At 43.0% G+C, this 11,464-nt stretch carries 8 protein-coding genes; 7 read left to right on the forward strand and 1 reads right to left on the reverse strand.

What is annotated here, in order from left to right; translation table 11 throughout:
- Positions 1 to 140 precede the first annotated feature (140 nt).
- The 4 genes from FY206_RS03165 (at position 141) to FY206_RS03185 (ending at position 6,315) form a co-directional block, all read left to right on the forward strand.
- On the forward strand, positions 141 to 2,378 hold the full coding sequence (locus FY206_RS03165; RefSeq protein ID WP_077064595.1) for an AAA family ATPase: 2,238 nt from the start codon (positions 141 to 143) through the stop codon (positions 2,376 to 2,378).
- A gap of 4 nt (positions 2,379 to 2,382) precedes the next feature.
- Complete coding sequence (locus FY206_RS03170; RefSeq protein WP_044699103.1) at positions 2,383 to 3,225, forward strand: hypothetical protein; 843 nt, start codon at positions 2,383 to 2,385, stop codon at positions 3,223 to 3,225.
- 486 nt (positions 3,226 to 3,711) lie between these two features.
- Complete coding sequence (locus tag FY206_RS03175) at positions 3,712 to 4,971, forward strand: tyrosine-type recombinase/integrase (protein ID WP_032643879.1); 1,260 nt, start codon at positions 3,712 to 3,714, stop codon at positions 4,969 to 4,971.
- A 223-nt stretch (positions 4,972 to 5,194) separates the two neighbouring features.
- Positions 5,195 to 6,315 (forward strand): IS3-like element ISSen4 family transposase gene (locus FY206_RS03185; RefSeq protein WP_085950818.1). Its coding sequence is split into 2 segments (ribosomal slippage): positions 5,195 to 5,453 and positions 5,453 to 6,315, totalling 1,122 coding nucleotides; the frame shifts between segments, so codons are not numbered across the junction.
- Between the two features lie 991 nt (positions 6,316 to 7,306).
- On the opposite strand, the gene FY206_RS03195 is transcribed toward FY206_RS03185, so the two are convergent.
- A complete protein-coding gene (locus FY206_RS03195) occupies positions 7,307 to 7,933 on the reverse strand; it encodes a TetR/AcrR family transcriptional regulator (protein ID WP_049006209.1) in 627 nt (208 codons plus the stop codon).
- A gap of 138 nt (positions 7,934 to 8,071) precedes the next feature.
- On the opposite strand from FY206_RS03195, the gene FY206_RS03200 reads away from it, so the two are divergent.
- Genes FY206_RS03200 through FY206_RS03210 form a run of 3 tightly spaced genes read left to right on the forward strand, consistent with a single transcriptional unit; the run spans position 8,072 to position 11,380 of the window.
- Positions 8,072 to 8,359, forward strand: a complete 288-nt coding sequence (locus FY206_RS03200; protein ID WP_072001243.1) for a YtcA family lipoprotein — start codon at positions 8,072 to 8,074, stop codon at positions 8,357 to 8,359.
- A gap of 9 nt (positions 8,360 to 8,368) precedes the next feature.
- Complete coding sequence (gene mdtN / locus FY206_RS03205; protein ID WP_032643898.1) at positions 8,369 to 9,388, forward strand: multidrug transporter subunit MdtN; 1,020 nt, start codon at positions 8,369 to 8,371, stop codon at positions 9,386 to 9,388.
- 12 nt (positions 9,389 to 9,400) lie between these two features.
- On the forward strand, positions 9,401 to 11,380 hold the full coding sequence (locus tag FY206_RS03210) for an FUSC family protein (RefSeq protein WP_052687587.1): 1,980 nt from the start codon (positions 9,401 to 9,403) through the stop codon (positions 11,378 to 11,380).
- The last annotated feature ends 84 nt before the right edge of the window (positions 11,381 to 11,464 follow it).

An 11,464-nucleotide genomic window follows, 5' to 3' on the forward strand; every position in this document is an offset into this window, starting at 1 on the left:
GGTGCATGAAAACCACCCTGTTAAGTGGAGCGGGCAGGCGGGCGGGGCAGTGCGCGTTTAGTTTCAAAACATGAAGTTGTTGATTGCTGAGGTATCAAGTAAAGTTGCATTGTATAGTTCCTACACCATTGAGGTGACATATGAATGTCGAGCAAATTCGCCCGCGCATTAGCAAAAATTTAAAAAATTTATTTCTAGATCCTAATAACTACCGTTTTGTTGACAATGACCAGCACAAGCCAGTCTCAGAAAAGGACATGCTAGATCCAACAATTCAGCGTAGGACTCGCTTTTTTATAGAAGGAAATAGACAAGAGAATATCAAAGATCTAATAGCAAGTTTTAAAGCTAATGGATACTTAGATGTTGATGTTATTCAAGTAAAGGATTTAGGAGATAACAATTATTTAGTCCTTGAAGGAAATCGTCGTGTAACGGCGCTGAAAGCATTGCAGGAAGCACATGAAAAGGGTTTTGATATTGGAAAACTAGACCCATCAATTTTTAGAAGTGTGCCTTTCGAAATCCATAATAATCAAGATGTTGAAAAACATTTGATTGTGATGGGATTAAAGCATATAAGTGGCAATAAAAAGTGGTCAACATTTAACCAATCCAAGCTGCTTTATGATTTTTTAAAACCATATGAAGACAAAACTCGAGATGAGTATGTTGAAAAAGAAGATGAGCTAGTTAGTTCGCTCGGTATTTCTAAAACTCGTCTTCGCTCTATGCTTAGAGTTTATAATCTAATTTCCTTATATAAAACAAGTGAGTATGCTGAGCAATTCGAACCAAGTATGTTTGGTATTTTTGAAGAAATAATCAAAAAGCCTGTAATTAAATCTTGGTTAGACTGGAGTGATAACGGTTATTATGCTCGAAATTTAGTGAATCTTGATAGGCTTTTTTCGTGGATCTCTAAAACAGATGAATACCTTGAGAAAAATGAGCTAGAAGATGACATTGAAGAGGAAAGTAATGGTGAATACGTTGAGCTAGAACCAATAATTACTAAATCTCTTGAGATACGAGATCTTGCTCTGTTCATCAATAATGAAAAAGCCTTGAAGGTAATGGAGGATGAGCGTAGCCTTGCAAGAGGATTAGCTGCGAGTGGTTCAGTAAATCAGCAAAACTATAAAAATGCTTTAAGCAAGCTTGAAGACTCCTTAAAGGATTTAAATTTATATAGTAGCCTCATAAACCAAGAAGATTTGCGCTTATTAGATGATGCAAAAGAAAAACTTACACAAATAATGCCAAAACAGACGGCTATAAATATCGAAGGAGGAAACTATACAACTAATTTTGAGTATGGAGTAAAAAAACACTTTAAATCTATTTATATCAAAAAATATAAATTCTTTAAAAATTTCTCATTGGATAATTTCAATAAGATTAATATCATTGCTGGGTTTAATAATGCTGGGAAAACTTCTTTACTTGAAGCGATTTACTTATTGACGCAGCGTAATGATATATCATCGCATTTTAATCTTATTAGGCAAAAAAATAAAATCAGTACTTTGAGTCCAACATTGTTGAATGCTCTTTTCCAAGATAAAATAATCTTATCAGGAGTGTTTGATGATAGTAATGTTACTGTTGAGATGATTAAATATGATGATTCTTCAATTGATAAACAAGATGACTATATAGCGTCTTATAGCTTAAAGTCTAGCATTGATGGAGAATTTAGAAATAACACAGTCCATACTTTTATTCATGAACGTATGAGAAGGAATGCTGATCAAGTTTCGCATTTGTGTTCATCGTCATTTAAAAGCCCTTATTTCTACGATATAGACGATTTGCTCACTGATTATAACAAAAGTATAGGTGCAAGTTTAACGTCTGTAACTGACTCAGAGTCAGATGATTTAAATATACAATCCGCTATCGGCCTGGTTATTGAATTTATGAATAAAATTGAGCCAACGATAAAAGATGTCAGATTCACTGAGGACATGGAGCTCAAAAGGTTTATCGTAGAATCAGCATATGATTTTAACAGAAGTTTCGATCTTACCTCTTATGGAGAGGGTATTCAGCGCATCTTTTATATAGCCTTATCTTTTGCTGCGTGTCGCAACGGTGTACTTTTTATTGATGAATTTGAAACTGCGATTCATTATAGTTTACTATTGGAGTTTACTAAATTTACGCAACAACTTGCAGAACGTTTCAATGTGCAAGTGTTCCTTACATCACATTCGGGTGAATGTATCACAGCTTTTTTAAATAACGATTATAACAATGATTGCATTACTGGATTTCAGTTAAGCAAAGTTGACGATAAAGTAGTTGTGAAAAGGGCTGATGGCGAAAGATTTGGCTATTTGATAAAAAATATTGATCTTGATATTAGAGGCTAAAATTGTGAGTGTATCTTATAATAGAGTCATAGTTGCCTTTTGTGAAGGACAGCATGACGTCGCTTTTCTTAGCAGAATTCTTTTAGTTAATGGATTCCTACTTCAAGATCTCAAAATTGGTCAATTACCTCCACCGTTTGATAAACGCTTTGAAAAAGAACTAAGTCAAGTAAGAATTCCAGATAAAAAACTTGGTTTTCAGCCAAACGGGCCGAAACTACCTTCTGTTTGTTTCTATCATGATGGGAACTTAATTTTTATACATAATCTAAATGGTGATGGCAGAAGTCGTGAAAGGGCTGAGTTAGTTACTATGTATAAAGAACTTTCTGGTACAGATGACTTCAGTATAGAAATTGCATATAGATTTTTATACTTTTTTGATGCTGATGAACTTGGCATTGATGCAAGAATAACAGAGATTAAAAATGAGATAGGATTAGAAGAAGCTACTCAACTCTCCAATGGTAGTATTATTGATTTCGATGGGAGTGAATGGGGTGGTTATATTTTTCATGATGTTCAAACTCAGCTTGGTACCTTAGAGGATCAATTGTTAGGTTATTTTCATAACAAAAGCCAACAATTGCAGCAAGATATTTTGAGTTTCCTTCAAACTAATTTATTGATACAAGAAAGAACGAGGCGATTTATAAGTTCTAATGCTGGTGAAAGTTATAGTGGAAGATCTCAGTATTACGAAAAAAAATCCGTTTTAGGTATGTATGCACAGCTCCAGTTTTCAGGTGTTAGTAATGCTGTTTTGATTAGTAACACAGATTTTTTAAAAGCTGTCGATATTAATGGATGTCAGCAATGTACTCTAATTAATAGCCTTTTTATATGACAATAATAAAGGCAGAGATTAATTTCTCTGCCTTTATTACAGATTTTATTGGTCAAAAAATGTTAAAGATGATTAATCTGAAGTTATCTCAGATTTCTGATGTTCAGGTTCGTGTCCGGTAAGCGGATCCGAACCAGAGTGCCTACATTGAAAAATCTCTTTTTTAGTAAAATTTAGGTTGTTACTCTTGTAATGGGGGCATAAAAAGGGGCATTAATCCATTTTTAAATGTAAAAACAATTAAAATACATCTGGTTAACTAAATATTCGAGTCCGGCCTTCGCACCATCGGAACATCAATAGACGTCAATGGACGTCTTTTTTTGTGCCTGAAATCCAGTATCCGCAAGGCTTTCCTCGCTTTTTCACTCAACCTAAGTCAACCTGATTCAATCTACATCAACTTACTGATGTGGGTACAACTGCGGGTATATCTCGGTTCGATAATGTTTGTACCCACACAGAACCCTTGAAAGGATACTCATCATGGCTCTGAGTGATGTGAAGGTTCGTTCGGCTAAGCCTGAAGAAAAAGCCTATAAGCTTACTGACGGTGAAGGCATGGTGTTGCTGGTTCACCCTAACGGTTCTAAATACTGGCGACTTCGTTATCGCTTTGGTGGCAAAGAGAAAATGCTGGCATTGGGAAAATATCCTGAAGTTTCGCTGGCGGACGCCAGGGCTCGTCGCGATGAAGCCCGTAAGCTGTTAGCAAACAGCGTCGATCCCAGTGAGAACAAGAAGGCCGTTAAGGTAGAGCAGGAGCAAGAGGCAATAACGTTTGAAGTGGTTGCCAGAGACTGGCATGCCAGCAATCAGAAATGGTCGGCATCGCATAGCGCTCGTGTATTGAAAAGTCTCGAAGATAATCTCTTTACTGCTATCGGTAAGCGGAACATTGCGGAACTGAAGACTCGGGATCTGCTTGTACCCATCAAAGCCGTCGAGTCCTCCGGGCGTCTTGAAGTCGCTGCTCGTTTACAGCAGCGTACTACCGCGATTATGCGCTTTGCTGTGCAGAGCGGCTTAATCGACTACAACCCTGCGCAAGAGATTGCCGGTGCGGTTGCTACGGCGAAAAGACAGCATCGTGCTGCTCTGGAACTTAATCGCATTCCTGAATTGCTTCATCGTATCGATCATTATTCTGGAAGACCGTTAACCCGACTGGCGGTTGAACTCACTTTGTTGGTTTTCATCCGTTCAAGCGAGCTGCGTTTTGCCCGCTGGTCAGAAGTAGATTTTGATACTGCCATGTGGACGATTCCGGGCGAGCGTGAACCGCTGGAAGGTGTCAAACACTCTCAGCGCGGCTCTAAGATGAAGACTCCGCATCTTGTTCCCTTGTCGCGACAAGCTCTCGCCATTCTAGAAAAGATCAAAAGCATGAGTGGAAACCGCGAATTGATTTTCGTTGGTGATCATGATCCTCGTAAACCGATGAGTGAAAACACAGTTAACAAATCACTACGAGTCATGGGCTACGATACGAAAGTGGAAGTATGCGGTCATGGTTTCAGAACCATGGCTTGTAGTTCATTAATTGAATCAGGATTGTGGTCGAAGGATGCGGTTGAGCGGCAAATGAGCCACCAGGAGCGTAACTCTGTGCGTGCAGCTTATATTCATAAGGCTGAGCACTTGGGTGAACGCAGGCTAATGCTGCAGTGGTGGGCGGATTATCTGGATGCGAATCGGGAGAGGGGGGTAACCCCGTTCGATTTTGGGAAGCATTTCAAGATCTAAATGTTTCTAAGTACCCATTGGACAGTACCGTATCGCAAGGGTGTGGATATTTGAGAATATAAATTTCAAATATGTATTTTTGAGTATCCATGAGAAAATGCCTAAACATTTAGGTTGATACAATAAAGCTGTATTATGTGAAAATGAATACTTGACCTGCTCCCCGTTGATTAGTACACCCCGATGTTAGTAATGTCTTCATAAGCCACATGAGGACATCCCCATGAAGAAGCGTTTTTCCGACGAACAGATCATCAGTATTCTCCGCGAAGCCGAAGCTGGGGTACCCGCCCGTGAACTCTGCCGCAAGCATGCCATTTCCGATGCCACGTTTTACACCTGGCGTAAGAAGTATGGCGGTATGGAGGTGCCTGAAGTTAAGCGCCTGAAGTCGCTTGAGGAAGAGAACACCAGACTCAAGAAGCTGCTTGCCGAAGCCATGCTGGATAAAGAGGCGCTTCAGGTGGCTCTTGGGCGAAAGTACTGACGACAGACCAGAAGCGGGAAGCCGTGATGTTGATGTGTGATGCGACCGGTCTGTCGCAACGTCGTGCCTGCAGGCTTACAGGTTTATCCCTGTCGACCTGCCGCTATGAGGCTCACCGTCCGGCTGCTGATGCGCATTTATCAGGGCGCATCACTGAGCTGGCACTGGAGCGCAGGCGTTTTGGCTACCGTCGTATTTGGCAGTTGCTGCGCCGTGAAGGGCTTCATGTTAATCATAAGCGCGTGTACCGGCTTTATCACCTCAGTGGCCTGGGCGTAAAACGCAGAAGACGTCGTAAAGGGCTGGCAACAGAACGTCTGCCGCTGCTCCGTCCGGCGGCGCCCAATCTGACCTGGTCGATGGATTTCGTCATGGACGCACTTTCCACCGGTCGCAGGATCAAGTGTCTTACCTGCGTCGATGATTTCACAAAGGAATGCCTGACGGTCACTGTTGCCTTTGGGATTTCAGGCGTTCAGGTCACGCGTATTCTGGACAGCATTGCACTGTTTCGAGGCTATCCGGCGACGATAAGAACTGACCAGGGGCCGGAGTTCACTTGCCGTGCACTGGATCAATGGGCCTTTGAGCATGGTGTTGAGTTGCGCTTAATCCAGCCGGGCAAGCCAACGCAGAACGGATTTATTGAGAGCTTTAACGGACGATTTCGCGATGAATGTTTGAATGAGCACTGGTTCAGCGATATCGTTCATGCCAGGAAAATTATTAATGACTGGCGGCAGGATTATAACGAATGCCGCCCGCACTCCACGCTGAATTATCAGACACCGTCTGAATTTGCAGCGGGCTGGAGAAAGGGTCATTCTGAGAATGAAGATTCCGACGTTACTAACTGAGTGTTGTATCTAATCGTGGGGGCAGGTCACCAGGAGAGCATGCGGGTTAATGAACAGTTTGTAAGTATCCCTGCAAAACGAACCATTCACTTTTAGAGATCTACCGACGTACTGATAATGTCCTCTGAGGAGATCGCCATGCGTAAAGCCCGATTCACTGAACACCAGATCATTGGCGTCCTGACGTTCGTCAAAGCCGGGTGTACCTTTAAGGATGTCTTTCGGTGTGTAACCCAGCTCCGCTGGCGACGCTTGAGGTACTTAACCAGGCGGGTCGATAGATGTTATGTATGATACCGCTGGCCTGTGGCAGAGGTTTCCGGATCGATGGCTTTAACCGTGGGGCCCATGAGTCCCTGAATAACCAGGTGCCGTAAGTGTATAGGTTGGCGGCTGAAACACCAGATATCTCAAAAAGTGCATGGAACAAAAACCAGTGTCCTTACATCCTGATTCACCAGCAATTAGCGCAAAATATCATAAGATACTGGAGAGATTATGCAGATATGGTTATATGGATAAAGACCTATTTGGACACGGTAAAAAGAGAGGGGAACGTGCCTTTTTATATAAATGTTTCATGGCGAAATTAAATGGAAGAATGTAATCACCATCAGTGAAATTAGAAAGCATTTTGGCAATAAATGCTCTCAATATAATAATGGGTTGATTGATTTTAATTGGCTTCTTAAGATGGTTTGTCCACGATTTCTTGATATACTTAAGCGCGAAGTATTCTTCTGAATTTGGCCTGCTTAATTGCAGGCTTTTTTTTAATTATAGAAAATTCAGTATCAAGAACATCGGTTTGCTAACCACATTTACTCACTGGCTGTGACGTTCTTTCGCGGATGTAGCCAGCAGGCAATTCAACCACCTCTTGATGCTATGAGAGGTAGTGCATGGAGCGGGGGGTAACAAACATGCACTTCAGGACATATACTCAGACATATATCAGCAATAAATACCTATGATATCAAAGGTATTTTTACTAATCTGATTTAACCAACTGTACTTCCGTTGATTCAAGGTAGAGTGCTAGAGAATGCAGTATTTTGGGAATGAACTCGTAAGGAAGTTTATTATCCCGTTGGAAAGCCTGCTGCAGAGTACCTATAGCGAGGGAATGAAGGAAGTTCGCTTCTCGTATAATTTCTGATTTTGTAACGTTACGGTTCCTGCGCTCTAATATATGGATCAGGAAAGCAAGAAACTTCGACTGAGTAAAATCCGGATTTATTCTCAGAAGAAGTGGTAAATAGGCCTTGTTCTCAATAAGGAAGTTGGCATAGGGCTGAAAAATAGCATTAATAAGATCGCCTGCAGGCAAAGAGCACCAGTCCTGCTCCACATATTGGTTTTTTTTCGCATCCAACATCTCGGAAAGTTTGTTATCAAAACTGAGCTTCAGTGATTCCTTAACGGACTCAATATCGGGGAAAAAATGATAAAGCGAACCCGGCGCTGTACCTGAACGCTTTGCAAGTTCCTGAATAGTGAGCTTTTCAATGGAGATGTCACTGATAATCTCAGCTGCTGCATCCAGGATTTTTTGAACCCTGAGGTGCCCCCTTCGTTGCATGGGGGGTCGTAAGCGGTTGGTATCTGAAATTGCCATAATGTGTCCTGGAAGAAGGTGACCTGTTGGTTGTCTATTTTGCACGATCTTGAGATTTGGTGCTGTATAAGATAAGCTAAATTTGAATAAAGATTCAAGTTTGGCCACTTTAACATTAAATTTCATGAATATACGAAAATGTACAAACATCCAGGTAAGCCATCATCATTCCATCTTCTGACGGTGCTGTTTATTGCCGTGAGCTCCCTGACTGGGTGTTCTCCCGCACCTTCTGTTGTCTTGTTCGGCGCATCCTTCCCTGACTGGCTTCTGTGTACGGGCATCGGTGTCACAGGAATGACGCTCTTACACATACTTTCCAGTAACTTGCACAAAACGGGCTGGTTATCCCCGGCAGTCGTTGTGTATCCCTGCGTTACAGCATTGATTTCTATGCTGACATGGCTGATTTTCTTCCCGTCTTAAGGTGCCGAAATGACTGTAAAAAGAAAAATTTATGCGCTCAGTTTATTTCTGGTGACGCTGATGGTTTTGGTGCTTGTCTTGTTCAGAATTGATGCCGCACCGCGTACTGATGATGCTTATGTCTATGCTGACACCATCAACGTCGTTCCTGAGGTGAGTGGCAGAATTATTGAATTGCCAGTCAAAGATAACCAGCTCGTGAAAAAAGGGGAGCTGCTTTACCGCATTGATCCGCGTCCATTCCAGAATTCACTGGATGCCAGTCAGGCCCGTCTGATCACCCTGAATGAGCAGATCAAGTTATCAGAACGCTCCGTCAGTGCGCAGCAGTACAACGCCGATGCCGTCGCTGCCCAGGTAGAGAGTGCCCGTAGCCAGTATCAGCAGGCGCAGGATACATATAACCGTAAGCTGGCGCTGATGGGTAAAAACTATGTGTCTAAAGAAGAGCTGGATCAGGCCAGAACAGCGAGAAACAGTGCTGAAGCTAATTATAACTCGACCAGACTTCAGGCCCGACAGGCCAGTGCCGCTGTCAGCGGTGTGGATGCGCTTGTGGCGCAGCGGGATGAAGTAAGGGCACAAATTGCCGAAGCTAAGCTGAATCTTGAATACAGTGAAGTTCGTGCCCCATTCGATGGACGAGTCACGGCACTGAAGACCACTGCGGGTCAATATGCATCCCCGGCACAACCTGTCATGACGCTCATTGATACAGGGCAGTGGTATGTCATCGCCAACTTCCGGGAAACCGATCTGAAAGGTATTACTGAAGGAACAACGGCAACGGTATTTATCATGGCGGATACCGGCAAAGCTTTTTCTGGCACCGTAGACTCAATGAGCTATGGCGTTGCACCGGGTGACAGTGCCACCGTCGGAGGACTGCAGTTAGTCGAAAAGACCATTAACTGGGTTCATGTTTCCCAGCGTTTCCCGGTAAAAATAAAAATGTCTGAAACCGATAAAGGACTCTTCCGTATTGGTGCTTCAGCTGTTGTAACGTTGCACCGCGGCAACAAGTTTTAACGGGGTCAGACTATGGGTACCACGTCTCCTGCTATGAGTGATTTGTGGATTTCTATGCGTCCATATCCCGGGCGTCTGAACCATGTCTTACGTGCTATGGTGGCTTGTACGATTGTGGTGATCATGTCGCAAAGCCTGCAGGTACCGCTGCTGGCTTTGTCATTAATTACCGTTTTTTTTGTCACCCAGACGAACATTGTTGTGACCAGACTGACGGGGATATTGTTTATCGTCGGGTCCACTTTCTCTATTGTTCTGTCATTAATTGTTCTGAAAGTGACATGGAATACCCCATTTTTGCGGATCCTAATCTCCTTCACGCTTTTTTTTGTCAGTACGTTTTTGATGCGGACGACAAAAATCGGCGTGGTATTTTTTGTGGTTGCTATTGTCGCAATATACACGCAAAGCCTTGTGGATATTTCACCTGATGCAGATACTCTGGTCAGAGGGATCCTTTGGGTATGGGTGGCCGTTAACTACCCTATTGCCGTGACATTAATTGTCAATTCTCTCCTGATGCCAATGGAGCCGGAGATTCAGCTAAAACGGACCATTGGAAAGCAACTCTCGGATATGGCTTCTCTGCTTTCAGCTGATGCCGCGTTACTGCGAAGACAAAACACCTTAAGCCAGGCAGGACGCGATATTCAGACGCTGTACCGGCTTTTGCGTTACAAAACGATGCGGGACAAACATGCTGCACAAAAAGGGGGGCATTATCTTACTGCGATCGCAATTGTTTCTGAACTGCGTACAGCATCTTGCCATCTTCCCGCTAGCTTTGAAGGGGAGGATGTATTAAAGGATGCAGAAACACTCCGTAATGCAATAAAGCAGTTAGAATTAATGCTAATTAATGGGGAGCCTGACTGGCAAACGAAACCTCCGGTATTGCATTCCGCAGAACCAGCCTTTATCGCGATAGCGGACATTATCAGCTCTTATAACAAACAAGTGGCGGCAGTGGAAAATAAGGCAAATACCCAGGTACTATCGCCAGGTACACACGCGGGTGTTCTGGTAAAGGATGCCTTCAGCAACGAAAATTATGTATTTTTTTCACTTAAAACACTGCTGAGTGCGGCAGTTTGTTATTTGTTCTATACCGCAACGGACTGGTCAGGTATTCATACCATTATGCTCAGTTGTCTCATTGTTGCGCAGCCGGGTCTGGGGAATACGCATCGGAAAATCATCCTTCGTCTGGTCGGTGCTGCAGTTGGCAGTGTGTTTGCGCTGGTGGCTATTGTCTATCTTACTCCACGGATCGATACGCTGTTTGGCCTGCTCTGTATTGTGCTTCCAGTCATCGCATTGTCTTCGTGGATCTCTGCTGGCCCGGAGAATATAAGTTATGCAGGGGTGCAAATCATGTTCACCTTCGCTCTTGCGACGCTTGAGACGTTTGGTCCGGTCACAGGGTTGACAGAAGTAAGGGACAGGATCGTCGGTATTATCCTAGGGATTATCGTTGCAGGTCTTATCCATACCCTGATAAGACCGGAACGAGAGGGCGGTGTAATGTTGCAGAATCTTGGTGCATTATTTGATGAAGCCCGGAACTGGCTTCACAGTGCAACTCGCCATAATGAAACACGTCAGAAGGTCGCGACCGGTCTCGTGGAATGTGAAGATATCGCGGCCAGAGTTGCCATTGAACCCACCTGGTTTAGCGCTGAAGGATCGCATGATCAGTTGCATCAACACTCTCTGTCGATTTTGAACGCCATAAAAAATGTGCTTTTTTATATCGATCGCGTTTCGTTTGAAAAAGAACATCTGAAAAACCAGGAACCCGCCAATGAATTTATTTTGGGGATTCAGGGTAATATGGACAAGATTTCCAGTGTGTTAAATGGCAGGACTGTAAGCGATAGCGATGTTTATTATCCTGTTCCCGATAGCGTATTGCCGGACTCGTTCAGGGATGCCGCTAAGGGGTTAGAGGAGAGCCAGCGACACTTCTTTAACCTCACCTCAACGTTATAATTTGTCTTGTACTTAAGCCTATGGTAGAGCATAACTCGATGTTCTTGTTTTTTGTAATTTTGTTAAAAAAATAAAAGTTATTTT

Source organism: Enterobacter chengduensis (assembly GCF_001984825.2).
GTDB classification, from domain to species: Bacteria; Pseudomonadota; Gammaproteobacteria; order Enterobacterales; family Enterobacteriaceae; genus Enterobacter; species Enterobacter chengduensis.

Excerpts from the sequence above, each read along its gene's own strand:
- mdtN (WP_032643898.1), top strand. The coding sequence starts at position 8,369 with ATGACTGTAAAAAGAAAAATTTATGCGCTCAGTTTATTTCTGGTGACG.
- FY206_RS03175 (WP_032643879.1), top strand. The coding sequence starts at position 3,712 with ATGGCTCTGAGTGATGTGAAGGTTCGTTCGGCTAAGCCTGAAGAAAAA.
- FY206_RS03210 (WP_052687587.1), top strand. The coding sequence starts at position 9,401 with ATGGGTACCACGTCTCCTGCTATGAGTGATTTGTGGATTTCTATGCGT.
- FY206_RS03165 (WP_077064595.1), top strand. The coding sequence starts at position 141 with ATGAATGTCGAGCAAATTCGCCCGCGCATTAGCAAAAATTTAAAAAAT.
- FY206_RS03195 (WP_049006209.1), bottom strand. The coding sequence starts at position 7,933 with ATGGCAATTTCAGATACCAACCGCTTACGACCCCCCATGCAACGAAGG.
- FY206_RS03200 (WP_072001243.1), top strand. The coding sequence starts at position 8,072 with ATGTACAAACATCCAGGTAAGCCATCATCATTCCATCTTCTGACGGTG.